The 23,972-nt window shown below is 74.1% G+C and carries 21 protein-coding genes; 11 read left to right on the plus strand and 10 right to left on the minus strand.

The genetic code is table 11. The annotated features are described in order from the left end of the window. Positions 1-52 precede the first annotated feature (52 nt). Positions 53-1,597: an FAD-dependent monooxygenase gene (locus tag ACZ55U_RS09045; RefSeq protein WP_465524019.1), complete on the minus strand. Its 1,545-nt coding sequence runs from the start codon at positions 1,595-1,597 to the stop codon at positions 53-55. A gap of 27 nt (positions 1,598-1,624) precedes the next feature. Beyond that, on the minus strand, positions 1,625-2,239 hold the full coding sequence (locus tag ACZ55U_RS09050) for a TetR/AcrR family transcriptional regulator (protein ID WP_465524021.1): 615 nt from the start codon (positions 2,237-2,239) through the stop codon (positions 1,625-1,627). Positions 2,240-2,514: 275 nt separating this feature from the next. Between ACZ55U_RS09050 and ACZ55U_RS09055 the strand changes: the two genes are divergently transcribed. Further along, the gene (locus ACZ55U_RS09055; RefSeq protein WP_465524023.1) at positions 2,515-2,844 is read left to right on the plus strand and encodes a cytochrome C oxidase subunit I; all 330 of its coding nucleotides are present in this window, start codon (positions 2,515-2,517) and stop codon (positions 2,842-2,844) included. A gap of 80 nt (positions 2,845-2,924) precedes the next feature. On the opposite strand, the gene qcrB is transcribed toward ACZ55U_RS09055, so the two are convergent. Further along, positions 2,925-4,547 (minus strand): cytochrome bc1 complex cytochrome b subunit, encoded by a 1,623-nt coding sequence (qcrB, locus tag ACZ55U_RS09060; protein WP_465524309.1) that lies wholly within the window; start codon positions 4,545-4,547, stop codon positions 2,925-2,927. Between the two features lie 407 nt (positions 4,548-4,954). Here qcrB and ACZ55U_RS09065 point away from each other — a divergent pair, with 407 nt between their 5' ends. From ACZ55U_RS09065 to efeB, 3 genes are all read left to right on the plus strand, one after another. Then, the gene (locus ACZ55U_RS09065) at positions 4,955-5,281 is read left to right on the plus strand and encodes a hypothetical protein (protein ID WP_465524025.1); all 327 of its coding nucleotides are present in this window, start codon (positions 4,955-4,957) and stop codon (positions 5,279-5,281) included. Between the two features lie 241 nt (positions 5,282-5,522). After that, on the plus strand, positions 5,523-7,598 hold the full coding sequence (efeU, locus tag ACZ55U_RS09070) for an iron uptake transporter permease EfeU (RefSeq protein WP_465524027.1): 2,076 nt from the start codon (positions 5,523-5,525) through the stop codon (positions 7,596-7,598). Continuing rightward, positions 7,598-8,920 carry an iron uptake transporter deferrochelatase/peroxidase subunit gene (gene efeB, locus ACZ55U_RS09075; protein WP_465524029.1) on the plus strand — a complete coding sequence of 441 codons (1,323 nt, stop codon included), beginning with the start codon at positions 7,598-7,600 and terminating at the stop codon, positions 8,918-8,920. Before efeU ends, efeB begins: the two co-directional genes overlap by 1 nt. A 76-nt stretch (positions 8,921-8,996) precedes the next feature. Here efeB and ACZ55U_RS09080 read toward each other — a convergent pair whose 3' ends face one another. Then, positions 8,997-10,451, minus strand: a complete 1,455-nt coding sequence (locus ACZ55U_RS09080) for a HAMP domain-containing sensor histidine kinase (RefSeq protein ID WP_465524031.1) — start codon at positions 10,449-10,451, stop codon at positions 8,997-8,999. Further along, positions 10,448-11,128, minus strand: coding sequence for a response regulator transcription factor (locus tag ACZ55U_RS09085; RefSeq protein WP_465524033.1), 681 nt, complete (start codon positions 11,126-11,128; stop codon positions 10,448-10,450). The genes ACZ55U_RS09080 and ACZ55U_RS09085 overlap by 4 nt, the downstream gene beginning before the upstream one ends. A gap of 278 nt (positions 11,129-11,406) precedes the next feature. Between ACZ55U_RS09085 and ACZ55U_RS09090 the strand changes: the two genes are divergently transcribed. Together ACZ55U_RS09090 and ACZ55U_RS09095 are read left to right on the plus strand one after the other, a co-directional pair. Beyond that, the gene (locus tag ACZ55U_RS09090) at positions 11,407-12,906 is read left to right on the plus strand and encodes a glutamate synthase subunit beta (RefSeq protein ID WP_465524035.1); all 1,500 of its coding nucleotides are present in this window, start codon (positions 11,407-11,409) and stop codon (positions 12,904-12,906) included. Between the two features lie 829 nt (positions 12,907-13,735). Next, on the plus strand, positions 13,736-14,266 hold the full coding sequence (locus ACZ55U_RS09095; protein ID WP_465524037.1) for a hypothetical protein: 531 nt from the start codon (positions 13,736-13,738) through the stop codon (positions 14,264-14,266). A 69-nt stretch (positions 14,267-14,335) separates the two neighbouring features. Here ACZ55U_RS09095 and ACZ55U_RS09100 read toward each other — a convergent pair whose 3' ends face one another. Further along, a complete protein-coding gene (locus ACZ55U_RS09100) occupies positions 14,336-15,793 on the minus strand; it encodes an MFS transporter (RefSeq protein ID WP_465524039.1) in 1,458 nt (485 codons plus the stop codon). Between the two features lie 130 nt (positions 15,794-15,923). Between ACZ55U_RS09100 and ACZ55U_RS09105 the strand changes: the two genes are divergently transcribed. Together ACZ55U_RS09105 and ACZ55U_RS09110 are read left to right on the plus strand one after the other, a co-directional pair. Continuing rightward, entirely contained in the window at positions 15,924-16,556 is a 633-nt protein-coding gene (locus tag ACZ55U_RS09105; protein ID WP_465524041.1) for a TetR/AcrR family transcriptional regulator C-terminal domain-containing protein, read from the plus strand. Between the two features lie 102 nt (positions 16,557-16,658). Beyond that, a complete protein-coding gene (locus tag ACZ55U_RS09110; protein ID WP_465524043.1) occupies positions 16,659-17,171 on the plus strand; it encodes an isochorismatase family protein in 513 nt (170 codons plus the stop codon). Between the two features lie 69 nt (positions 17,172-17,240). Here the strand turns inward: ACZ55U_RS09110 and murQ are convergent, their stop codons facing one another. Then, positions 17,241-18,146, minus strand: a complete 906-nt coding sequence (murQ, locus tag ACZ55U_RS09115; protein WP_465524045.1) for an N-acetylmuramic acid 6-phosphate etherase — start codon at positions 18,144-18,146, stop codon at positions 17,241-17,243. Between the two features lie 94 nt (positions 18,147-18,240). On the opposite strand from murQ, the gene ACZ55U_RS09120 reads away from it, so the two are divergent. Beyond that, a complete protein-coding gene (locus ACZ55U_RS09120) occupies positions 18,241-18,858 on the plus strand; it encodes an endonuclease (protein WP_465524047.1) in 618 nt (205 codons plus the stop codon). Positions 18,859-18,908: 50 nt separating this feature from the next. On the opposite strand, the gene ACZ55U_RS09125 is transcribed toward ACZ55U_RS09120, so the two are convergent. Further along, positions 18,909-19,589, minus strand: a complete 681-nt coding sequence (locus ACZ55U_RS09125; protein ID WP_465524049.1) for a DUF6445 family protein — start codon at positions 19,587-19,589, stop codon at positions 18,909-18,911. 122 nt (positions 19,590-19,711) lie between these two features. Further along, positions 19,712-20,359, minus strand: a complete 648-nt coding sequence (locus ACZ55U_RS09130; RefSeq protein ID WP_465524051.1) for a TetR/AcrR family transcriptional regulator — start codon at positions 20,357-20,359, stop codon at positions 19,712-19,714. A 168-nt stretch (positions 20,360-20,527) separates the two neighbouring features. Between ACZ55U_RS09130 and mca the strand changes: the two genes are divergently transcribed. Further along, positions 20,528-21,433 carry a mycothiol conjugate amidase Mca gene (mca, locus tag ACZ55U_RS09135; RefSeq protein WP_465524053.1) on the plus strand — a complete coding sequence of 302 codons (906 nt, stop codon included), beginning with the start codon at positions 20,528-20,530 and terminating at the stop codon, positions 21,431-21,433. Between the two features lie 113 nt (positions 21,434-21,546). Here mca and ACZ55U_RS09140 read toward each other — a convergent pair whose 3' ends face one another. Next, on the minus strand, positions 21,547-22,965 hold the full coding sequence (locus ACZ55U_RS09140; protein ID WP_465524311.1) for an extracellular catalytic domain type 1 short-chain-length polyhydroxyalkanoate depolymerase: 1,419 nt from the start codon (positions 22,963-22,965) through the stop codon (positions 21,547-21,549). Between the two features lie 340 nt (positions 22,966-23,305). On the opposite strand from ACZ55U_RS09140, the gene ACZ55U_RS09145 reads away from it, so the two are divergent. Continuing rightward, positions 23,306-23,851, plus strand: coding sequence for a PaaI family thioesterase (locus tag ACZ55U_RS09145; protein WP_465524055.1), 546 nt, complete (start codon positions 23,306-23,308; stop codon positions 23,849-23,851). The last annotated feature ends 121 nt before the right edge of the window (positions 23,852-23,972 follow it).

Consider the following 23,972-nt stretch of genomic DNA (forward strand, 5'->3'; position numbering starts at 1 on the left):
GGCTCTCCGGCCGCCCCGTGCGCGGAGCTGGCCGGGGCGGCGCGCGGCGCACTCAAGCGCGGGCTTCGCCGAACCAGCCGCGCAGCGCCCGGACCAGCCCGTCGGGGTCGGCCCGGCCGGGCTCGGCGGCCCAGGCCACGTAGCCGTCCGGGCGCAGCAGCAGGGCGCCGGCCGGTGGCCGCGCACAGTGGGCCGTCACGAGGTCCACCCGGTCCTTCCAGGCCGCCGCCGGGCCCGCGAGCCCGGGGTGCCCGCCCGTGAGGTCGATCAGCAACGGGCGTCCGGTGCGGGCGAGTTCGGCGATCCGGACGGAGCCGTCAGCGGTGGTCGCGGTGAGTTCGGGAACGAAGAGCCCGGCCAGCGGGTGCGGGCAGTCGACCTGGTAGCGGACGTCACTGCCCGCCATCAGCGCCGCGATCCGGCCGAGGTTGTCCGGGTGCTCCAGCAGTTCGCCGAACAGGGCGCGCACCGCGGTCGTCCCGGGGCCGGGGGACATCAGCGCCGTCTGGGCCTGGGAGTGCATGAAGACCCGCTCGCCGACCGGGTGGCGCTCCCGGTGGTAGCTGTCCAGCAGTCCGGGCGGGGCCCAGCCGCGCAGTTCGGCGGCGAGCTTCCAGCCGAGGTTGGCGGCGTCCTGGAGGCCGAGGTTGAGGCCGGGGCCACCGGTCGCGGCGTGCACGTGGGCGGCGTCGCCGACCAGCAGCACCCGGCCGTCGCGGTAGCGCTCGGCGAGCCGGGTGTGGTGGCCGACGGTGCGGCGCGGGCTGAACCGCCCGGTGGTACGGGCCGGGGCGAGTGCCAGATCGGCGCCGGTCACCCGGCGGATGCTGGCGCGCAGCTCGTCCAGGGCGAGCGGGGCCCGCTGGTCCACCGGGGGGCCGCCCCACTCCATGGTGGCGATCATGACGGCGTCCGGATCGAACGGCGCGATGACGAACACGCCGTGGTCGGTGCGGGTGTGGGTGTAGACGCGGAACGGCGTCGGGCAGCCCGGCAGCAGGACCCCGCCATCGCCCGTGAGGCGCATCCCCTCGGGCGGGAGCACGTGCGCGATGCGGGAGACCGGGTCGGGCGAGCTGACGCCGGGGAAGCCGATTCCGGCGAGCTTGCGGACGGCGCTGCGGCCGCCGTCCGCGCCGACCAGGTAGCGGGCGCGCAACCGCCCGGCGCCGTCGGGGCCGTGGACGTCGACGGTCACCCCGGCCGGGTCCTGGCACAGGCCGGTGACCTCGTGGCCGCGGCGCACGGTGACGCCCAGGTCGCGGAGGCGTTCCTCCAGCACCTCCTCGATCCGGTGCTGGGGCACGGGCACCGCGTGCAGCGGGTTCCGGTCGAGCCGCTCCAGGTCCAGCGGGAAGGCACCGAACACGAAGCGCGGCACGGGCCGCGGCGCGCCCGGGACACCGCTGATCGGCTGGTGCAGACCGCGGTGGTCGAGCAGCCGGAGCACCTGCCCGACCAGCCCGTTGGCCTTCTGCTCGCCCGAGCGCGCGGGCAGCCGGTCCAGCACCACCGGCCGCACTCCGGCCAGTGCCAGTTCGCCGGCCAGGAACAGCCCGACCGGTCCGGCGCCCACGATGACGACGTCGTTGATCATCTCGAATCCCCCTTGCACGAGGTGCGATCACTGCCGTGACGGATCGGGCAGCCCGGCCGCCAGCTGTCGCAGCGCCTCGGCGAGCAGCGACGGGAACGGCACCGGCGGGTCGGCGGTCAGGTACTGGTCGTTGGCGGCCTTGACCGCGGCGAGCGCGGCGGCGGTGACCAGCTTCGGGTAGAGGTCCCGGTCCGGGTCGGTGCCGGTCCGGGCGGCCACCGCGGCCGCGAGCCCGGCGGCGGTCCGCGCCCCGTCGCGCATCAGCTCGGCCTGGAGCGCCGGCTCGCGCAGCACCAGCCGGATGCCGGCGGTCCACTGCGGGTCCGGCTGCTCGGGCATGCCCTCGTACGGTGCGAGCAGGGCCCGGGTGAGCGCCTCCCAGAGCGGCTCCCCGGCCGGCCGCTTCCGCAGCGCCTCGGCGGACCGCAGGATGCGTTCGCGGTGCCGGTGGACGATCGCCTCGGCCTTGCTGGAGAAGTAGTTGTTGTACGTGCGGGGGGAGACCCCGGCCGCGGCCGCGATGTCCTCGACCCGGACGTTCTCCAGTCCCCGTTCCACCGCCAGGCGCAGTGCCGCCCAGCTGAGCGCCTCGCGCGTCGCGGCCTTCTTCCGTTCCCGGAGCCCGGGTCGACCCTCCGTCATGCCGTCCACTCTCCCGCAGAACATGCGTGCCACGCAATAGTGCGCGGTACGCAAGTTTTTGCCCGCTGCCCGGGTCGTGGCGAGCCGCCCGCCACCTGCGGTTCGTCGCTGGTAGTAGTTGCCTGGTCGCGGAGTGGTCCCCCTGGAGGACCGGATCCCGCAGGTTTCCGGCGAAACGGCTCGACAGGACGTGAGGAGCGGTCATGGGTGGCAGACAGCGTCCGCCGAGAGCGCGGAGCCCCCGCCAGGGCAGGCCCGCGGGTGGCGGCGCCCGGGTGAACCCCCGGACGGAGTTCGCCCGCATCGAGGGGTTCCTGGCCTGGGAGGCGGAGGTCGCGGCGGCCGAACGGGACGCCCGCGCGTTCGCCGGGCAGTTCGCGTGGCTCCCGGCGGCGGAGCGGGAGGTCCTCGAACAGGCCTACGCCGCCGACCGGTTGCGGTACGCGGAGGAGGTGGTCGACCGCGCGGTCGAGCGGTGCCGCCGACTGGCCGCCCGCTACCGCCTGGAGTGCCGCCGGATCTGTGCCCGCTGGGCGGTGCTCTGCCTCGCCGTCACCCTGTCGGCGGCGCTGTTCGCCGTCCTGCCGGCCGTGCTGAACGGCTGAAGCCTTCGCCGAGGGAACACGACGAGGGCCCGCTGCGCCGTCTCCGGCACAGCGGGCCCTTTGCGCCGTCGGCGCGGGGATCAGTGGTGGCCGTGGCCGCTGCTGATCTCCTCGTGCTCCTCGGCGGTGGGCTTGGCGATCTGGCTGCCCTCGCCGTAGAAGCCGCGGGAGAGCTTCACCCGCGCGCGGGTCCACAGCCCGGCCTTGCGGGCCACCCCGTTCTCGTCCACCTCGGGCGGCAGTTCGGAGGGCTGCGGCTGGTCGTGCGAGGTGAGGGTGTAGAGCCGGCCCTGCGGCAGCGGGGCGTGCACCTCGACGAACTCGCCGTGCTGGAGCCGGTTGATGACGCCGGTCTCCCGGCCGTGCAGCACCTTCTCCCGGTCCCGCCGCTGGAGGCCCATGGCCCACCGCTTGGCGACCACGAAGGCGACCACCGGCACGGTGAAGAACCCGATCCGTACCGCGTAGGTGATGGCGTTGATCGAGAGGTGGAAGTGGGTGGCCAGCAGGTCGTTGCCGCCGCCGGCCAGCAGCAGCAGGTAGAGGCTCATCCAGGCCACGCCGAAGCCGGTGCGGACCGGCGCGTTGCGCGGCCGGTCGGCGATGTGGTGCTCGCCCCGGTCTCCGGTGATCCAGCCCTCCAGGAACGGGTAGCACCAGATGGCCAGCAGCAGGGTCGGGAAGACCATCAGCGGGATGAACACCCCGAGGTTGAGGGTGTGGCCGCCCCAGACGCTGATCTCCCAGCCGGGCATCACGCGGATCAGGCCTTCCGAGAAGCCCATGTACCAGTCCGGCTGGGCGTCGGTGGTCACCTGGTCCGGACGGTACGGCCCGTACAGCCAGATCGGGTTGATCGTCGCGATCGCCGACATCACCGCGACCACGCCGAAGACCAGGAAGAAGAAGCCGCCCGCCTTGGCCATGTAGACCGGCATCAGCGGCATGCCGACCACGTTGGTGTTGGTCCGGCCGGGCCCGGCGAACTGGGTGTGCTTGTGGTAGAAGACCAGGATCAGGTGCGCGACCAGCAGGCCGAGCATGATGCCCGGGATCAGCAGGATGTGGACGGTGAACAGCCGGGGGATGATGTCGGTGCCCGGGAACTCGCCGCCGAACATGAAGAACTGGAGGTACGTCCCGACGATCGGGATGGACAGGATCGCGCCCTCCATGAACCGGATGCCGGTGCCGGAGAGCAGGTCGTCGGGCAGCGAGTAGCCCATGAAGCCGTCGAACATGCCGAGGATCAGCAGCAGCGCGCCGAAGACCCAGTTGATCTCGCGCGGCTTGCGGAACGCGCCGGTGAAGAAGACCCGCAGCATGTGCGTCAGCATCGAGGCGATGAAGACGACGGCCGCCCAGTGGTGGATCTGGCGCATCAGCAGGCCGCCGCGCACGTCGAAGCTGATCTTGACCGTCGAGTTGTAGGCCTCGGACATCGCGATGCCCCTGAGCGGGACGTACGACCCGTCGTAGACGACCTCGCCCATGCTCGGGTTGAAGAACATGGTGAGCCAGACGCCCGTCAGGATGATGATGACGAAGGTGTAGAGCGCGATCTCGCCCAGCATGAAGGACCAGTGGTCGGGAAAGATCTTGCGCAGGTTGGACTTGGCCAGGGAGTAGATGCCGAGCCGGCCGTCGGTCCAGTCGGCCAGGGCCTCGGCCTTGTTGGCGGGCTCGGCGCGCGTGGTGGTCACCGGTCCCGGCTGCGACTGCTGGTCGGCTCTCACGACGGGCTCCCCGGCGTCCTGGGCGTGCCGGGCTGGAGGCCCGCCGGCGGGAACGCCGGCCGGCGAAGTGTTGTGATCATGGGACCTCTCGATACGGGCCCGCCGGCCGGACCGGCGCGCGGACCAGGTGTTCCGCGAGACCCGTTGCTCAGGGTGATGGAGCGCTTACTCTGTCATGCTGTCGGCAGGGGGCCGACTGTGCACGTCCATCGGCCCGTCCGGCCGCGCGTGTCGGGCCGGACGGGGGCTCTGACGCCCGATCGGCTGGCCCCCGGTCGGCCCAACGGGGGCCGATGCTGCGGTCGAGTGCCGCTGGAGCGTGTCGTCGCGCGCCGCGTCCGGGGGCCGAGCCGTCCGGGGCCTACGCTGCGCCAATGGTGGATCAGCGTGAACTCTTCGACGACGTCACCGAGGCCCTGGCCCGCGCCGGGTTCGACACCGGGCCGGGCTCCTCACCGCTGTGGATCGACCGTCACCCCGAGGGCGTGGTGGTCGGTTGGACGCCGGGCGCGGAGCCGGGCGGGTCGCCGTCCCGGGAGGCGCTCGCGGCGCTGAGCGGCGCGGCCGCGGTCGTGCTGCGCGAGTGCGGGTACCTGGTCGCCGGGACGGAGCGGGGGGATCTGCTGGTGCGTTCCGCCGAGCCGGTGACGGTCCCCGGGTCGGCCGAGCCGGAGGCGGCGCCGGAGCAGTGGTGGGGATGAAGCGGGCCTCCTGACGATCCCCCACCTGCCGGTTTGACCGGCGTGCGGGTGACCTCATGCCAAATCATTACCTTCGCCGGGGGTTCTGTTGACCCGGTCGGCTCTAAGGTTTGCCTAAGCTAAGCCATCGCGCCCTGGACCTCAGCGTCCGGGGCGTTCGGCTGTCGCCGCCCCACCGCCACCGCGGCGGGGCCGAGAACAGGTGAATGACCCGGGCCGACCCGGGGGAGGAGCCCGCCGCATGTGGGATGAGGCGTTTCCCAGCTTCCTGATCGGGCTGCGCGAGGGCCTGGAAGCCGGACTGATCGTGTCGATCCTGATCGCCACGCTGGTCCGGGCGGACCAGAAGTCCCGGCTGCCGCAGGTCTGGACGGGCGTCGCGGCGGCCGTCGCGCTCAGCCTGAGCTTCGGCGCGGTGCTCACCTTCACCGCCGCCAACCTCTCCGGCCACGCCCAGGAGGCGTTCGGCGGGGTGCTCAGCCTGATCGCGGTCGGCTTCGTCACCGCGATGGTGTTCTGGATGCGGCGCTCGGCGCGCACCCTCTCCGCCGAGATCAAGGAGAAGGTGCAGGCCTCGCTGGCCATGGGCGCCGGCGCGCTGGTGCTCACCAGCTTCCTCGCGGTGGCCCGCGAGGGCCTGGAGACCTCGCTCTTCCTGTGGACCAACGTGCGCACGGCCGGTGAGTCGACCGGGCCGCTGATCGGCGCGGCCGTCGGCCTGGTGCTCTCGGCCGGGCTGTGCTGGGGGCTTTACCGGCGCGCCCTGAGGATGAACCTCACCCGGTTCTTCACCATCACCGGCGTCGGTCTGATCATCGTCGCGGCGGGCGTGCTCGGCTACGGGCTGCGCGACCTCCAGGAGTCCGGCCTGGTCGGCGGCGGCAGCTCGTACGCCTTCGACCTGAGCGGGCACCTGGACGCCTCGTCCTGGTACGCGACCCTGGTCCAGGGCACCCTCAACCTGACCGTCACCATGACGGTGCTCCAGGTCGTCGGCTACGTCGCGTACCTGGCCGTCGTGATGACGCTGTTCGTCGAGGGGGTCCGGGGCGGCAAGAGCGCCCCGGCCGCCGCCTCCGGCCCGGCGAAGCCCGCTGCCGTGGAGAAGCCCGCCGCCCCGGGCGGGTCCGCCGGGGCCGAGGGCGGGCCGGTGCGGGCCGGGCGGCCGCGCTGGGTGCTGCCGACCGCGGCGATCGCCGTGCCGGTGGTGGTGGCCGGTGCCGTGATCGCGATCAGCGACGGCAAGCAGGACGGCTCCGCCACCGTCGCCGTCTCCGAGCAGGAGTGCGGCAAGGGCTTCGCCAACCCGCAGCCCGGCCAGCAGGTCTTCCAGATGCACAACACCGGCGACAAGGTCTCCGAGGTCTACCTGGTCAACCCGGCCACCGGCGCGGTCTACGGCGAGATCGAGGGCCTGGCGCCCGGCACCACCCGCGCGCTGACCGCCACCATCGGCTCCGGCGACTACGCCTGGCGCTGCGTGCCCACCGGCGGCAAGCCCGTCACCTCGGCCGCCGTGCACGTCAGCGGCGGCACCGAGGTCAAGGCCGTCAAGCCGGTCGCCGAGGACGACCTCAAGGCGCCGCTCGACAGCTACAGGGCGTACGTCGAGCAGGGGCTCGCGACGCTCGTGACGGAGACCCAGAAGCTCCAGGCCGACGTGCACTCGGGCGACCTCGCCACCGCCAAGGCCGACTGGCTCACCGCCCACCTCCAGTACGCCTCGCTCGGCGCCGCGTACGGCACCTTCGCCGACCTCGACGGCAAGATCGACGGCCGCCCCGACGGCCTCGCCGGCAAGGAGCGGGACCCGGGCTTCACCGGATTCCTGCGGCTGGAGCACGGCCTCTGGCACGGCCGGTCCGCCGCCGAGCTGACGCCTGTCGCCGACGGGCTGGCCCAGGACGTCGCCCAGCTGGCGCACGACTTCCCCGGGCAGGACTTCGCCCCGGGCGACCTGCCGCTGCGCGCCCACGAGATCCTGGAGAACACCCTCCAGTTCGAGCTGACCGGCGACACCGACATGGGCAGCGGCACCAACCTGGCCACCGCCCAGGCCAACCTGGCGGGCACCCAGGAACTGCTGACCCTGCTCCAGCCGCTGCTCGACGAGCGGGACCCGCAGGTGCTCGTCCGGGTGAACGCCGGGATGAAGCGGGTCGGCGACCTGGTCGCCGCCGCCCACCAGCCCGAGGGCTGGACCCCCGTCGACCGGCTGCCCGCCGACGCGCGCCGACAGCTCGACGGCGCCACCGGCCAACTGCTCGAAGACCTCGCTCCCGTCCCCGCCCTGCTCGAGATCCGGAAGGCCGCCTGATGACCGACCACACCGCAGCCACCGGCTCCTGCCCGTTCCCGCACACGGCCGCCGCCGAGCCGGCGGCCTCGGGAGGCTGCCCGGCGGGCCCGGCCCGGCGCAGCTTCGTGCGGGCCGCGCTCGGCGCCGGCGCCGGAGCGGCCGTGCTGGCCGGCGGCGCCCTCAGCCTCGGCGCGGGCCCGGCCGCCGCCGGGGACGACAAGCAGGAGAAGAGCGGGGCGGTGCCGTTCCACGGCGACCACCAGGCGGGCATCACCACCCCGGCCCCGGCCTTCGCGGCCTTCGTCTCCTGCCAGGTGATCGCCCAGGACCGCCAGGGCCTGGAGGCGCTGTTCCGGACCCTCACCGAGCGGATCCGTTTCCTCACCGCCGGCGGCACCCCGCCCGACCTCGGCGTCGGCGCGCCGCCCTCGGACAGCGGCATCCTCGGCCCGACCGTCCCCACCGACCACCTGACCGTCACCGTCGGCGTCGGCGCCTCGCTCTTCGACGACCGCTACGGGCTGGCCAAGGCCAAGCCGGTCAAGCTCGCGCCGATGAGGACCTTCCCGAACGACAACCTCCAGGCCGCCGAACTGCACGGCGACCTCTCGCTCCAGATCTGCGCCGACCGCCAGGACACCGTGCTGCACGCGCTGCGCGACATCACCCGGCACACCCGGGGCGCGATGCAGATCCTCTGGCGGATCGACGGCTTCCAGAACGAGTCCCGTCCGGACGGCGCGCAGCGCAACCTGCTCGGCTTCAAGGACGGCATCGTCAACCCGGACACCGCCTCCGCGCGCGAGATGGACCGCCTGGTCTGGGTCACCGAAGGGACGGGCGAGCCCGCCTGGGCGACCGGTGGCAGCTACCAGGTGATCCGGATCATCCGGATGCTGATCGAGTTCTGGGACCGCGTCACCCTCGCCGAGCAGGAGAAGATGTTCGGCCGCCGCCGCGACACCGGCGCACCGCTGGACGGCGCCCGGGAGACCGACGCGCCGGACTACGCCAAGGACCCGGGGGGCAAGGCGATCCCGCTCGACGCCCACATCCGGCTGGCCAACCCGCGCACCGCCGACACCGACAACTCGCGCATCCTGCGGCGGGGCTTCAACTACGACCGGGGCGTCGACCGGGCCGGGAACCTGGACATGGGCCTGGTGTTCTGCTGCTACCAGCAGGACGTGGTGCGGCAGTTCGAGGCCACCCAGACGCGACTGATCGGCGAGCCGCTGGTGGACTACATCTCGCCGACCGGCGGCGGGTACTTCTTCGTCCTGCCCGGGGTGAGGGACGACGCCGACTGGCTCGGGCGGGGGCTGCTGGCGGCCGTCTGACGGCGGCTGCCACGGTGGGCCCGGCGGGTCCGGCGCCGGGCCCGCCGGGCCCCGTTCGTGTCGTCGGGAGGGCCCCTCAGGAGCCGAGGGTGAAACCGATGACCGCGCCGCCGCCCTCCCGGTTCGCGGCGAAGGCCGTCCCGCCGTGCGAGCGGGCCACCTCGTGCACGATGGCCAGGCCCAGGCCGGAGCCGGGCAGGCTGCGGGCGGCGGTGGCGCGGTAGAAGCGGTCGAAGACCCGGTCGAGGTCGGCCGTCTCGATGCCCGGGCCGCGGTCGCGCACCTCCACCCGCGAGCCGCGCACCACCACCTCGATCGGACCGGTCCCGGCCGGGTCGAACTTGGCGGCGTTGTCCAGCAGGTTGCCCACCGCGCGGAGCAGCGCGTCCGGCCGGGCGGTGACGACCGTGGCGTCAGCGTCCACCACGATCCGCCGGCCGCTGCGCCGCCGGGCTTGGGCGGCGGCCTCCCGGACCACGTCGGCGAGCACCACCCCGGTCGGCTGCCCGTCCGCCCTGCGGTCCGCCGCGAGGGCCACCAGCTCCTCCACCAGCTGGGTCAACTCCCGTGCTTCCTCGGCCAGATCGGACATCAGCGCGGCCTGCTCGGCGGGCGGCAGCCGGTCGAGGCTGGGCAGCACCGCGAGGTTGGTCCGCAGGCTGGTCAGCGGGGTGCGCAGTTCGTGCCCGGCGTCCTGGACGAGCCGGCGCTGGTTCTCCTTGGCGGTGGCGAGCCGGACCAGCATCCGGTCGAAGGCGCGGCCGAGCCGGCCCACCTCGTCCCTTCCGGCGGCGGGTACCTGGACGTCCAACCGCCCGCTGGCGGCGACCAGTTCGGCCGCGGCGGTGAGCCGGACCAGGCGGCCGGTGATCCGCCCGGCGAGTAGCCGGCCGGCCGCGCCGGCGAGCACCGCGACGACCGCGACCAGGGCCGCCGTACGGGTCCGCAGGGTGGTCAGCAGTGCCTCGGTGGGGCCGACCTGCTGGATGATCTGGACCGCGCCGCGCCGTCCGCCGAGCGAGACCACGCCGACCCGGTAGCCCTCGCCGCGCTGGTGGCGCAGCCCGATCGAGGTGCGGCCCGGCTGGTCGGTGTGGGCGAGTTCCTGGTCGGCCGGGACCGGGGGCAGGTCGAGCCGGGCGGTGCCGGGCAGCACCGCGCCGTCGGGGTCGAGCGACTGGGTGGTGACCCGGATCGGGCGGACCAGGTCGGCGCTCAGGCCGTTCGGGCCGGCGAAGTCGCCGGGGAAGAGGACCTCCCGCTGGACCTGCCGGCCGACGGAGTCGACGGCCGCGCCGAAGTCGGCGGTCTCGTCGTCCCGGATCAGCTGGGCGGCGGCGTGGTAGCCGAGGGTGCCGATCACCACCGCGACCAGCGCGGCGATCGCGGCGAAGGCGAGGGCGAGGGTGGTGCGCAGGCCCGGGCGGGGGAGGCCTCCGGTCGGTCGGGGTATCCGGGGCAGGCGGGGGAGGTGGGGGGTCGGTCGGGGGATCCGGGGCAGGCGGGGGAGACGGCGGGCCGGGCCGGTCATGGCTCGCGCAGTGTGTAGCCGACGCCGCGGACGGTGTGGATCAGTGGGGCCAGGCCGGGGCGGTCGAGCTTGCGGCGCAGGTACCCGATGAAGACGGCGAGGTTCTTGGAGCCGGGGCCGAAGTCGTATCCCCAGATCCGCTCGTACAGGGTGGCCTGGTCGAGGACGGCGCCGGTGTTCCGGGCCAGCAGCTCCAGCAGGTCGAACTCGGTGCGGGAGAGTTCGAGCTCCCGCCCGGCGCGCCAGGCCCGCCGGGCGGGCGGCTCGATCCGCAGGTCGGCGACGGCCAGCACCTCGGCGGTGGGTTCGGGCGGTCGGCGGCGCAGCAGGGCGCGCAGGCGGGCGAACAGCTCGTCCACGTCGAAGGGCTTGACCAGGTAGTCGTCGGCCCCGGCGTCGAGGCCGGCGATCCGGTCCGGGACCTCGACCCGGGCGGTCAGCATCAGCACCGGGGTGTGGTCCCCGGCGGTGCGCAGCCGGCGGCAGACCTCCAGACCGTCCGGCTCGGGCATCATCACGTCGAGCACCAGGACGTCGGGGCGTTGTTCGGCGAGGACGGCGAGGGTCTGGGTGCCGTCGGCGGCGATCCGCACCCGGTAGCCCTCCAGCATCAGGGCGCGGGAGAGCGAGTCCCGGATGGCCCGGTCGTCCTCGGCGATCAGCACGGTGTGCGTCATGGCGGAAATTCTCCCTGGCGTGCTCACGACTGTTCCAGGGGGGGGAGGGCGGGATCGGGGCCGGGGTAGGAGCTGCTGCCGGGGCAGCGCCGGGTCGGGGCCGGAGCGGGTGCCGGGGCCGCGGCGAGTGGTGCGGGGTGCCGCCGCTTTGGCGCGGGTGATCGGTGCGGGAGGCCGCCGCTTTCGCCCGGTGCGTCGCGGGCGTACGGTGGCCACACGGTGGCGCGCCGCCGGGTGGGCCGCCTGGTCCGAGTCGGCACGCCCTGCCGGAGGCCGCGATGGCAGACCGGATGGCTTTCTTCACCACCCCGCGCGCGGAGCGGGCGCGGCGGGACGCACGGGAGCGGCTGGGGGACTGGCGGGAGGTGTACCGGCCGGGCCCGCTGTTGCCGGTCGTGGGCGGTCAGGCGGGGCGGTGCATGGACTGCGGGCTGCCGTTCTGCCACAGCGCCTGTCCGCTGGGGAACCTGGTGCCGGAGTGGAACCGGCTGGTGGCCGACCCGGGGGCGGAGTCCGGCGAGGGCGCGGGGGTGGACTGGCGGGCGGCCGCGGCGCGGCTGCTGGCGACCAACAACTTCCCGGAGTTCACCGGGCGGCTCTGCCCGGCGCCCTGCGAGAGCGCCTGCGTACTGGCGATCGACGGCGCGGCGGTCACGATCAAGGACGTGGAGCTGGCGATCGCGGACCGGGCCTGGGAGGAGGGCTGGGACGGGCCGCGACCGCCCGAGCGGGCCGACGGCCGGCGGGTCGCGGTGATCGGCTCGGGCCCGGCCGGACTGGCCGCCGCCCAGCAGCTGACCCGCGCCGGGCACGCCACCACGGTGTACGAGCGGGCCGACCGCGCGGGCGGGCTGCTGCGGTACGGCATCCCGCCGTTCCGGCTGGAGAAGCACCGGTTGGAGCGCCGGCTGGACCAACTGCGGGCCGAGGGAACCGAGTTCCGCACCGGGGTGTGGGTCGGCCGGGACGTCCCGGGCGAGGAGCTGCGGGCCGGGTACGACGCGGTGGTGGTCGCGGTGGGTGCGACCGCCTGCCGGGAACTGCCCGTCCCCGGGCGGGAACTGTCCGGGGTGCACCAGGCGATGGAGTACCTGATCTGGGCGAACCGGGTGGACGAAGGCGACTGCCCCGCGCCGCGGGTGTCCGCCGAGGGACGCCACGTGGTGATCGTCGGCGGCGGGGACACCGCGGCGGACTGCCTGGGGACGGCGCTGCGCCAGCACGCCGCCTCGGTCACCCAGTTGGACATCAACCCGCGCCCGCCGAGGCGCCGGGCGCCGGAGCACCCGTGGCCGGGCCACCCCAAGGTGTACCGGGAGACCACCTCGCACGAGGAGTCCGGCGCGGTGGAGGCGGGCCCCCGGCTGTTCGCGGCGACCACCGTGGGCTTCGATCCGGGCCCCGACGGCCGGCTCGAAGCCGTCCGGTTCGCCGAGGCCGAACCCGCCGGCCGCAGCCCCCGGCCGGGTACCGAGCAGCGCCTTCCGGCCCAGCTCGCGCTGCTCGCGCTGGGCTTCACCGGGCCGGAACCGGATCCGCGGCTGTTCGCCCAACTCGGCCTGGCCACCGGGCCGGAGGGCGCGCTGGCCAGGGACGACGGCTTCGCCACGGCGACGCCGGGCGTGTTCGTCGCGGGGGACGCCGGACGCGGACAGTCGCTGATCGTGTGGGCGATCGCGGAGGGACGGGCGGTGGCGGCGGCGGTGGACCGGTACCTGCGGGGGTGGACGGAGCTGCCGGAGCCGATCCGGGCCTCGGCGCGGACGTTCACGGTGTGAGCGCGGGAGCGTTCGTGCCTGGCCGTGCCGGTCGGATCAGGGCGGCGGCAAGCGGTGGAGGACACGTCGCCGATGCCGCTGGTGTCCCGGGGGACCGGGAGTGCCGTCCGAGGCGGCGAAAAGCTGCCGAGGGGATCGACGTACGGACCGGAGGGGTTGCCGGTGTTCTGCGAACCGTCGCTTGCCAGCGGCGGTCCCATGAGGAGTCGCCCTTCGGGGCCGGGGACGCGTACTCCGGGCAGATCGACGGTCTGGACACGCCGCGGTGGCCTCGGTGGGTGTCCGGCCTGGCCAGGCTGGTTCGTTCCGGAGCGCGGGTCGCGGGCGTACAGCGGGTAGAGGGGGCGGGCAGAGGGGGCGGTTTGAGGGCCTCCGCGCGGGGGGGTCCCGGGCCGGAAGGAGTCAGATGGCCGTGTTGCCGTCGGCGCCGGCTTCCGATGCGGCGGAGGAAGCGGGGCCCGGTGGGCTGGGGTGTTGGGGCTGCCGGGGCGAGGTGGTCCGGGCCGGGCCCGGTTGGGGTGGGGTGGCGGTGCCGGTGGTCAGTGGGGCGGACGCGCGGGGGCAGGCCACGCGGAGCGGGCGACGGATACGGGACTTCTGGTTCCCCTGGGACCGGCCTTGCGGCGGCGGCGGGCGCGGAACTCCCCGTCGACCGGCCCGGGGCGAGCCGGCCTCCGGGCGAGGCGGCCGGCCAACGGCTGTGCGCCGGGAGTGGCGCCTTGGCGCCGGAGGGCCGAGGGTGCGATCCGATCGGATACGTACGGCCTTTGCTACGATCCGGCCGCGAGGGTGTCAGGAGATGTGCGTACGGCGGTCGGAGGGTGAAGGCATGAGCGCAGGTGGGCGGACGGCGGAGTCGGTCGAGGTCCGCTACACCCCGACGGCCGCCGACTTCCGGGAGGCCTTCGCCGCGAGGAGCAGGCACACGGTGGCGGGGCGCCGGGCGCGGAGGGCCAGGTACACCGTTGCCGCCTGCCCGGCGGCGGTCGCGGTGCTGCTCGGGGCCGCCGGAGGGACGGCGCTGTTGTTGCCGGCCGCGGCGCTGCTGCTGGGTGCGGTGCTGTTGGTGTTCGCGCCGCCCCGGCTGCGACTGCGGCGGGTGGTGCGGATGGCGGCGGACAAGGGCGAGTTCCGGGTCCTGGTGGACGACCACGGGGTGGTCGTCCACAGCGCGGGCTCGGTCACCGAGTTGGGCTGGCCGCAGCAGCGGTACCACCTGGAGACGCCCGGTCTGTTCCTGTTGCTGGGCGGGGACGAGGAGACCGGGGTGCTGACCATGCTGCCCAAGCGCGGGGTCGAGGACGCTCGGCGGCTGGGCGAGCTGATCGACCGGCATGCGACGGCGCTCGTCCTGGACTGAGAGCGGGTCGTGACGCGGCTCGGTTCGGTTCGGCCGGTTCGGCGTGACCGGCGCGCCCGTGCTGAGGTGTCACGGCGTGCGCTCCAACGGGGCCGGCTCCGGTCGGGGTGCCTGCCGGTTGTCGGGCGCTTGGTGGGTGTCGTGCGTCCGCTGGGTGTCGTGCGCGCTCTGGTCGTAGCGCCAGAGGGCGGGGATCGCGGCCAGCAGGGCGGCTGAGCTGCCGAGGCAGAGCAGCCCGCCGGTGCGCAGGGCCGCTCGGATGCCCTGCCGGGCGGCGAACCCGCCGGCCCGCAGGTCGCCCAGAGCGGGCCCGGCGGAGCCGATCAGCATCTCCAATCCGGCTGCCCGGCCCCGGAGTTCGTCCGGGATGGACTGGTTCCAGATGGCGCTGCGGAAGGTGTCGCCGATCCAGTGGCCGCAACCGGCGACGGTCAGGCAGAGCAGGACGGCCCACAGGCCGGGGGCGAACGCGGCCGCGGCGGTCGCCGCGCCCACCAGGGCGGCGGAGAGCAGGACCAGTCGGCCGTGCCGGTGCACCCGGTCCGTCCAGCCGCTGGTCGCGGCGGCGATCAGGCTGCCGACCGCGCCGGCCGAGTAGAGCAGCCCGAGCGCCCAGGTCGCCTCCAGATCGGCGGCCAGGAACGGGAACAGCGCGGTGGGCAGGGCGAAGACGGTGGTCGCGAGGTCGGCCAGGTAGGTGCCGACCAGGTCGGGCCGCCGGGCCGCGTACCGGGCGCCGGCCAGGAACTCGGTGAGCTGTGGCGCCTCGGCGTCCCGTTCGGAGGGGACGGGGCGGACCTGGGCGAGCAGGGCGATCGAGAGCAGGAAGGTGCCGAGGTCCACCAGGTAGGCGGCCGGGACTCCGGCGGTCGCGATCAGCAGGCCGGCCGCGGCCGGGGCGGCCACGCCGCCGATGCTCCAGCGCAGCGAGAGCAGGGCGCCCGCCGCCACCAGCTGGTCCTGGGGCACCAGTCGGGGAACCATCGCCTCGACCGAAGGCTGTTGGATGCCCTGGAGCGCTGCCGCGATCCCGGCCGCGACGTAGAGGGGCCAGACGGCGGGGGTGCCGAGCAGCGCGTTGGCCAGCAGCAGGGCGCTGAGCACGGCGAGTGCGACCTCGGTGGCCAGGGCCACGGTTCGGCGGTCGGCACGGTCGGCGAGGACGCCGCCGTAGAGGCCGAACAGGACGGTGGGCACGAGTTCGACCGCGCCGACCGCGCCCACGGCCAGGGGCGAACCGGTGAGGTCGGCGATCTGGAGCGGGATCGCCGTCATGGTGAAGATCGAGCCGAGCAGGGTGATCGTGCCGGAGGTCCAGGTCAGGCGGAAGTCCCGGGAGGACCGCCAGGGTGCGGTGTTCGGCAGCAGGCGGGAGCGGGGGCGGTTCTCTCCGGTGGATCGGTTCGCCTGGGTGGATCGGTTCGCTTCGGTGGGTTCGTTCGCTTCGGGAGGCGGGCCCGTCTCGGCGAGAGGGCTCGGCTCGGGGGACGGGTTCGGTTCCGGGAGGGGGTTCGGTTCGGAGGTCATGCGGGTGGAGTCCCTTCCCGGCCGTCGGCGGAGGCCGCGACGGCTCTCCTTATCGCTGATAAATTCCGGCTCGGGAACTTATCGGCGATAAGGTGCCTCTGGCAAGCGAGTGGCCCGGGAGGTCGATCGGATGGCGCTGCAACGCGACGAGGTGGTGCGCACCGCGCTGCGGCTGCTCGACGAGGAGGGCATCGACGGGCTGACCACCCGCCGGCTCGCCCGTGAACTCGGCGTCCAGTCACCGGCCTTGTACTGGCACTTCAAGAATAAGCGGGAACTCCTCGACCTGATGGCCGAGCAGATGCTCGCCGAAGCGCTCCCGCCCGACCGGGAGCCGGACCCGCGGAACTGGCCCGAGTGGATCGCCGCCGACGCCCGTGCCAAGCGCAACGCCCTGCTCGCCTACCGCGACGGCGCCCGGGTGCATGCCGGAACCCTGCCGACGGAGGGAGAACTCCCGGCGGTCGAGGCCCAGTTGGGCGCGCTGTGCCAGGCTGGGCTGCGCCCGCGTACGGCGCTGCGACTGCTGCTGACCGTCGACCGGTACATCATGGGCTGGGTCACCGAGGAGCAGGCCTGGCGGCAGGACGTCGCGGACCGGGGCCGGCCGCCGTTCCCGGACGAGGCGCTTCGCGAGCTGCCGCTGCTGCTCGAGGCGGCCGACGTGCTGCGGATGACCGACCACGACGCCGACTTCGAGTACGGGCTGCGGGTGCTGATCGAGGGCTTCCGGGCGGAGATCGCCCGGGAGGCGGGGGCGTGAAGTCGAGGTGGCGGCCGTTGGCCCGGCGTCGCCGGGCCGACTCCCGGACGTTCCGGTCGTTCCGACGTTCCGGATGTTTCGGGATGGGCTAGCGTGATGCGCGTGACCACTCTTGACCCCCGCAGCACGGCCCTGGTCCTGATCGACCTGATGGGCAGGATCGTCGCCAACCCGCTGGCGCCGCACACCGGTCCGGAGGTGTTGGGGGCCTCGCTGGAGCTGGCCCGGGAGTTCCGTGCGGCGGGCGCGCCCGTCGTCGCGGTCCGGGTCGAACGGCCGGGCGTCGCGGAGCAGCCGGCCGGGAGCGAACTGGTCGCGGAGGTCACGGCGCTGGCCGATGAGGTCGTGGTGAAGCGCACCATCGGTGCCTTCCGGGGCACCGGCCTGGACGAACTGCTCCGGGCCCGGGGCGTGGAGACCCTGGTGTTCGCCGGGATCGCCACCAACCTGGGCGTGGAGTCGAGCGCCCGGGCGGCCTGCGACCACGGGTACCGGGTGGTGTTCGTCGAGGACGCGATGGCCGCACTCACGGCGGAGGAACACCGGGCTTCGGTGGAGCTGGACTTCCCGCGGCTCGGCGAGGTCGTCGCGGTGGCGGATCTGCGGTTGGGGTGAGCCGGAGGGCGTCCGGGCCGGAGCCTCGCCGCCGGGCCGCCGCTGACGCGACCTTGGTACGCGCGGGTGCTACGCCCGGGCGCGGTGGAGGGCGTCGCGCAGTCGTCCGTCCGAGGCCTTGAGCAGGCGGGCGGCGGTGGGCGCGTCCACGTCCGCGAGCAGGGCCAGGACCGCGTCCTTGACCCTGCCGTCGGTGGTGGTCAGGGCGCGTTCTACCGCTTCCTCGTCGGCGCCGGTCGCTTCGGCGACGATCCGGCGAGCGCGGTCGCGAAGCTTCTCGTTGGTGGCACGGAGGTCGACCATCAGATTTCCGTACGTCCGGCCGAGCTTGACCATCACGGCCGTGGACAGCATGTTGAGCACCAGCTTCTGTGCCGTGCCCGCCTTGAGCCGGGTCGATCCGGCCAGCACTTCCGGGCCGACCTCCACCTCGATGCCCAGCTCGGCCGCTGCGACCAGGGCCGAGTTCCGGTTGCACGCCAGCCCGACGGTCAGCGCCCCGGCCGCCCGCGCGGTCCGGACGGCGGCCAGCGCATAGGGCGTGCGGCCTGAAGCGGAGATGCCCACCAGGGTGTCGGCGGGGGTGAGCCGGAGGGCGGCCACATCGGCCTCGGCGAGGTCGGTGCGGTCCTCGGCGCCCTCGGCGGCGGCCGTGACGGCCGGGCGCCCGCCCGCGATCAGGCCGACGACCAGCGCCGGGTCGGTGCCGAAGGTCGGCGGGCACTCGGCGGCGTCCAGCACCCCGAGCCGCCCGGCCGTTCCCGCGCCGGCGTGGACCAGCCGGCCGCCGCGCGCCATCCGGGCGGCGACGGCGTCGACCACGGTGGCGATCCGCTCCACCTCACCGGCGACGGCGGCGGGCACGCTGCGGTCCTCGGCGTTCATCAGGCGGAGCAGATCGACCGTGGGCAGCCGGTCGATCTCGGCCCAGTCGCGGCGGACGGTCTCGGTCGCGGGTACGGCGTCGTGGCTCATGCGCCGAGCCTCCCCAGGTGCGAGGGGCCCGAATCCGGGCAAGCGTGGGGGGAGAGGCGGAGGGGGCGGAGGCGGATGGAGGGAGGCGACGACCGTGGAACCGTCCGTTGCCGAGTTGTTGGACCGATTCGGCCGCACCTATGCCGAGGAGGCCGGGATCACCCTGCGCGACAAGCCGTCGCCGCTGTACCGGCTGCTCGTCCTGACCGTGCTGTGCTCGGTGCGCATCAGCGCCGCCACCGCGACGGCGGCGGCCCGCGAGCTGTCGGCGGCGGGACTGCGGACCCCGCGGGCGATGGTCGATGCCCGGCGCAGCACGCTCATCGCCGCCCTGGGCCGGGCCCACTATGTGCGGTACGACGAGAGCACCGCCACCGCGCTCGGCCAGGGGGCCGAGCTGTTGCTCGACCGCTGGCACGGTGACCTGCGGCGCCTGCGGGAGGAGGCCGAGGACGTACCGGAGCGGATCGGTGAGCTGCTGCGGGAGTTCCCCCGGATCGGGCCCGTCGGTGCCGGGATCTTCCGGCGTGAGGCGCAGGAGGTCTGGCCCTCGCTGCGGCCGTACTTCGACGAGCGGGTGCTGGCGGAGGCGCGGGCGCTGGGACTGCCGGGCGAACCGGAGGGTCTGGCGGCGCTCGTCGCGCCGGGTGAGCTGGCCCGACTGGCGGCGGCGCTGACCCGGGCGAGTCTGGCGCACGTCGAGGCCGGCTGAGGGCGGGTGGTTCGAGCGGAGCGGTGGGGTGGTCGGGCTGTCCCGGGGGATCAGGCCATCCAGAAGAAGACCGCTGTCATCCGTCGCTCCGCCAGCTCGGTGCCGTAGTAGCTGGTGGCACTATGGATCAAATTGGCGTGGTAGAGGAGCAGTTGGTTGTAGCGGTTGGGGACGCGGACGTCCTCGGTGAAGTGGTCGGCGGGAACGTGGCGGGTGCCGAGTGCCTCGACCAGGTTGTTGTGCGGGGCGTTGACCAGGTTGCCGCCGAGACGGCCGCCCGGGAACTGCTGGCGGTAGAAGCTGGTGCCGGCCTCCTTCGGTGCGCCGGGGCTGAGGTAGAGGACGGCGGCGTAGCGGCAGAGCGCGCGGGAGTCGGTGTGTGGGCGGGACTCCGACTCTCCCGAGCCGACGACCTGGACGCAGTTGTGGTTGAGCGTGCCTCCGCCCGGGGTGCTCTGCACCCAGAGCCGGGAGGCACCGGTGGCCTTGCGGACCAGTGACTCGACCCGGGCCAGTTCCGCGGGCTCCAGGCCCGGCATCGTGCGCAGTCCGGGCCAGGTCTCGGGACGGTACGGATAGCCCTCGGTCCAGTTCCCGCGGGCCAGACAACGCTCCCGGACGGCGTCCGGGTCGGGCAGGACGTTGTCCAGGACCCAGTAGTCCCGGCCCCGGGTGGGTTTGCGGTAGGGCAGGACCGGCAGGGTAGTGGGCCTGATGGGCTGTGAGGGCATGGGCCGACCATAGAGGCGGTGATCGTCAATCTTCTGCCGTGAGCAGGTCAACCTTTCGTCAAGAGTGGTATGGCGTGGGCGGGTCCTCGGATGCCAGGTCGCGTGCGGTGCTCCGGTGTGCGCTAGGACGCCCGGACGGCGAAGTTCCCCAGGGCGCCCTCCAATCGGTCGAAGGCGCGCACCGCCGAGGGGCGGACGGCGGTGGCGATCGCGGCCTGGTCCTCGCCGGCGAGGGTTCGGCGGAACACCTCGGCGAACACCGCCCGGTCGACGGCGGCGAGCAGTGCGGCGGCGACCCGGCACTCGAAGCCGACGGGTATCTCCTGCACCGCCTCGGCCAGGGCCTCGGCGAGCGCCGCCTCGTTCTGCTCGTGCAGTTCGCGCAGCCGGGCGGACAGGGCGGGACTGTCCACGACGGTGCGGACGAAGGCGGAGTCGGAGAAGCCGAGCCGGGCGTCCCGCCGGTCGAGGCCGGCCAGGCAGTCGCGGCGCAGCGCGGCGAGCGCGGACTCGCCCGGCGCGCGCTCGCCGACGGCCTCGGCGAGCCGGCCGGCGAGCTCCTCGTGCAGGTCGAAGAAGAGGTCCTCCTTGCGCGGGAAGTGGTTGGTGACGGTCATCTTGGCGACGCCGGCGGCGGCCGCGACCTCGGCGATGGTCGTCCGGTCGAAGCCCCGCTCGATGAAGAGCCTGGTCGCGGCGTGCGAGATCGCCTCGCGGGTGCGGCGCTTGTTGAGCTCGCGCAGGTTCGGAGTGGTGCCGGTGTCGGTCATGGCGACAGCGTAGCGCACTTCACTGGGTCGAGCACAATAATTATGCTTGACCCAATCGCTGGGTCCGTCCTAAGTTGTCTCCGGGTGGTCGAGGAGGCCGCCCCGGGGCGACCCGAGGAGGCCGGTCGGCCGCCGCTCGGTCCCCGACGACGCAACGTGGAGGCACCCGTGTTCACCCGTCACTCCCGCGACCTCCGCCTGCTCAGCGTGCACGCGCACCCCGACGACGAGTCCAGCAAAGGCGCGGCCACCCTCGCCCGGTACGCGGCGGAGGGGGTGGACGTCCTGGTCGCGACCTGCACCGGAGGCGAGCGCGGCTCGGTGCTCAACCCGGCCCTGGACAGGCCGGAGGTCCGGGCCGACCTCGCCCGCGTCCGGCGCGCGGAGATGGCGGCCGCCCGGGAGATCCTCGGGGTGCGTCAGCAGTTCCTCGGCTTCGTGGACTCCGGCCTGCCCGGGCCGGGTGAACCGCTGCCGGAGGGCTGCTTCGCGGCCCAGCCGGTGGAACTCGCGGCGGCGCCCCTGGTCGCGCTGATCAGGGAGTTCCGTCCGCACGTGGTGATCACCTACGACGAGACGGGCGGCTACCCGCACCCGGACCACGTGATGACCCACCGGATCACCGTGGCCGCCTTCGACGCCGCGGCCGACGGGGAGCGCCACCCCGAGCTGGGTGAACCCTGGCGGGCGGCCAAGCTCTACTACCACCTGGCGCTCTCCCGGGCCTGGTTCCAGGCCATGCACGAGGCCATGACGGAACGGGGTGTCCCCTCCGGGATGGGGGAGGTGCTCGCCGACTGGCCGGACACCGCACCCGCCCTGGCCGTCACCACCCGGATAGCGTGCGCCGAGCAGTTCGCCGTGCGGGACGCGGCGCTGCTGGCGCACGCCACCCAGGTCCAGCCGGGTGTGGCCTTCATGGCCCACCCGCGGGACATCGAGCGCGAGGTCTGGCCGACGGAGGACTACCACCTGGCCCGGAGTCCGCTCTCCCGGGGCGGCGCGGTGGCCGGCCCGGGCGGGATCGAGACCGACCTGTTCGCCGGACTCCGGGAGGGGGTGGGGGCGGGATGATCCGTAGGCCGTGCGCGGCGGCGCGGGTCGTCGTCGGGCGGGTGGCTACGGCCTCGGGCGGTGCCGGGTCGCTCGGCGGAGTGCTGCGGCGCGTCGCCTCGGCCGTCGTCCGGTCAGCACTGGCCGTCGGCGAGCACGTAGTAGCCCGGGCCGGTCTGCTTCAGGGTGTGGGTGACGAAGGTGTTCCAGAGCCCCATGTTCTGGCCCGAGCCGATCGCGTAGGTCAGACCGCCGCTCTGGGTGGCGCGGCCGGCCAGGACGTGGGCGTAGTTGCTGGCGGTGAAGCACGGGGTGGTGCCCCCGCCCGGGGTGGTGCCCCCGCCCGGGGTGGTCGCCGGCACCGCCGCGGACCGGGCGCCGACCGCTCCCGACGCGTCGACCGCCGCGACGGTGTAGTTGTACGTGGTGCCGGCGGCGAGCCCGCCGTCGGTGAAGGTCGTGCCGGTCGGGCTGCCGACCTGGGCACCGTCCCGGAAGACCTGGTACGAGGCGGCGCCGCTGACGGCCTGCCAGGCGAGGGCGACCGAGCCGGCTGCCGCGGTGGTGGTCAGCCCGGTCGGGGCGGGCAGCCCGGGCTCGGTGGGGCCGGATCCGCCGTCCAGCCCCCAGAACTGCGCCGTGTAGTAGCTGGAGCAGACGGTGTCGAGGAAGTAGGCGCCGGTGGCCCCGCACTGGTCGGCTCCCGAACCGGGGTGGACGGCCAGGCCGTGGCCCATCCCGCTGACCGTGAACAGCGCCACGGAGGGCTGCCCGCTCGGGCCGGTGTAGAGCTCCTGGGCGGCGCCGCCCGGCAGGCTCCTGGTGCTGCTCGGCTGCCGGCCGATGCCCTGGACGTTCGTCCACTGGTCCCGCAGCTCGGTCGCGTTCACCGGCTTGACCACGGTGTCGGCGCTGCCCTGCCAGATCGCCACTCTGGGCCACGGCCCGGCGTAACCGGGGTACGCGGCCCGGACCTTGTCGCCCCACTGCGCCGGGGTGAGTCCCTGGTCGGAGTTCTGGCAGCCGGACGCGGCGGCCTGGGTGGTGGCGCAGTGGGCGGGCAGACCGGAGTCGATCGCCCCGCCGGCGAACACGTCCGGGTAGTCGGCCAACAGGTCGGCCGCCATCCCGCCGCCGGCCGAGAGCCCGGTGACGAACACCCGGTGGGCGTCCGAGCCGTACAGGGACTCGGCCTTGGCGACCATCTCGACGACCGACTTGGCCTCGCCCACTCCCCGGGCGTCCTTGGCCGCGTCGAACCAACTGAAGCAGGAGAGGCTGTTGTTGGTGCTGCTGGTCTGCGGGAACACCACCGCGAAGCCGTACTGGTCGGCGAACTTGGTCCAGCCGGAGTTGCGGTAGTAGTCGGTGGCGCTCTGGAGACAGCCGTGCAACGCGACCACCAGGGGAGCGCCACTGGGCAACCCGGCGGGGGCGTAGGTGAACATCGCGAGATTGCCCGGGTTGGTGCCGAACCCGGTGACCTGCTGGAAGCCGCCGGCCGCGGCTCCGGCGGAGACGCCCGCGGCCAGGGGCGCCGGGGCGGGTGCCATGGCCGAGACGGGCGCCGTGGTGGGGGAGGCGGCGGCCGAGCCGGGTACCGCCGTGGGGAGCGCGAGGGCGGCGGCCGCGAGCAGGGCCGCGGCCGTGGGGCGCAGTGGCATGGGGGCTCCTGGGTGGGGGAGGAGTGGGGGCTGCTTCCGTGCAGGGTGGCGCGCTCACCGTCCCGGGGCCATGTGGTGGTCATCCGGGGTCCACCGTCAGGGCATGTCGCGGGCCGCCATGGCCCGGCGGCGCCGTGGGTGGCGTGCTCCACCGGAGGCCGTACCCGCCGGACCTGCCGTACGCGGGAACGCACTTGAAGCGCGCGAGCGGAACGGGCAGGTTGACCTCATGACCACCGATGAGTTCGCCGATGGCCGGCCGCCCACGAGCACTCCGGAACAGCGCTTTCGCACCCACACCTGGACGCCCGGCCCGCCGATCGCCGAGTACGCCCAGCTGACCGGAGAGGAGATCCTGCTGGAGTGGATCGCCGGGCGAATCCCGGAGCCCTCGATCTGTAGCACCATGGGCTTCCACCTGACGGAGGTGAAGGCCGGAACGGCGGTGTTCGTGGGCGAGCCCGGAGACCACCTCCACAACCCGATGAACACCGTGCACGGCGGCTACCTGGCCACCCTTCTCGACTCGGCGCTCGGCTGCGCCGTGCTGAGCAGGCTGCCGGCCGGGGTGGGTTACACGACCACCCAGCTCAACGTCCACATGCTGCGCCCGCTGTTCGCCGACTCGGGGCCGGTGCGCTGCGAGGGTGTGGTGCTGCACCTGGGCCGGACGATGGCGACCGCCGAGGCCAGGGTGACCGGTGCGGAGAACGGCAAGCTCTACGCGCACGCCACCACGACCTGCGCCATCCTGACGCCCCGCCCGGCGGTCTGACGCCCCGCCCGGGGGCGGCATCGCCCGGGGCCGACATCGCCGGTAGCAGCGGTCGCGTCCGTACCGGAACGGGCGAGCCCCGGCCGTCGCTTCCGTCGCGGCGACCGGGGCTCGACGGGGC

The sequence above is a fragment of the Kitasatospora sp. NPDC034533 genome (genome assembly GCF_055575155.1).

Bases quoted from the DNA above. Each gene is read 5' to 3' on its own strand.
- ACZ55U_RS09045 (WP_465524019.1), bottom strand. From the start codon at position 1,597: ATGATCAACGACGTCGTCATCGTGGGCGCCGGACCGGTCGGGCTGTTC.
- ACZ55U_RS09050 (WP_465524021.1), bottom strand. From the start codon at position 2,239: ATGACGGAGGGTCGACCCGGGCTCCGGGAACGGAAGAAGGCCGCGACG.
- ACZ55U_RS09065 (WP_465524025.1), top strand. From the start codon at position 4,955: ATGGTGGATCAGCGTGAACTCTTCGACGACGTCACCGAGGCCCTGGCC.
- efeU (WP_465524027.1), top strand. From the start codon at position 5,523: ATGTGGGATGAGGCGTTTCCCAGCTTCCTGATCGGGCTGCGCGAGGGC.
- efeB (WP_465524029.1), top strand. From the start codon at position 7,598: ATGACCGACCACACCGCAGCCACCGGCTCCTGCCCGTTCCCGCACACG.
- ACZ55U_RS09080 (WP_465524031.1), bottom strand. From the start codon at position 10,451: ATGACCGGCCCGGCCCGCCGTCTCCCCCGCCTGCCCCGGATCCCCCGA.
- ACZ55U_RS09085 (WP_465524033.1), bottom strand. From the start codon at position 11,128: ATGACGCACACCGTGCTGATCGCCGAGGACGACCGGGCCATCCGGGAC.
- ACZ55U_RS09090 (WP_465524035.1), top strand. From the start codon at position 11,407: ATGGCAGACCGGATGGCTTTCTTCACCACCCCGCGCGCGGAGCGGGCG.
- ACZ55U_RS09095 (WP_465524037.1), top strand. From the start codon at position 13,736: ATGAGCGCAGGTGGGCGGACGGCGGAGTCGGTCGAGGTCCGCTACACC.
- ACZ55U_RS09100 (WP_465524039.1), bottom strand. From the start codon at position 15,793: ATGACCTCCGAACCGAACCCCCTCCCGGAACCGAACCCGTCCCCCGAG.
- ACZ55U_RS09105 (WP_465524041.1), top strand. From the start codon at position 15,924: ATGGCGCTGCAACGCGACGAGGTGGTGCGCACCGCGCTGCGGCTGCTC.
- murQ (WP_465524045.1), bottom strand. From the start codon at position 18,146: ATGAGCCACGACGCCGTACCCGCGACCGAGACCGTCCGCCGCGACTGG.
- ACZ55U_RS09125 (WP_465524049.1), bottom strand. From the start codon at position 19,589: ATGCCCTCACAGCCCATCAGGCCCACTACCCTGCCGGTCCTGCCCTAC.
- ACZ55U_RS09130 (WP_465524051.1), bottom strand. From the start codon at position 20,359: ATGACCGACACCGGCACCACTCCGAACCTGCGCGAGCTCAACAAGCGC.
- ACZ55U_RS09140 (WP_465524311.1), bottom strand. From the start codon at position 22,965: ATGGCACCCGCCCCGGCGCCCCTGGCCGCGGGCGTCTCCGCCGGAGCC.
- ACZ55U_RS09145 (WP_465524055.1), top strand. From the start codon at position 23,306: ATGACCACCGATGAGTTCGCCGATGGCCGGCCGCCCACGAGCACTCCG.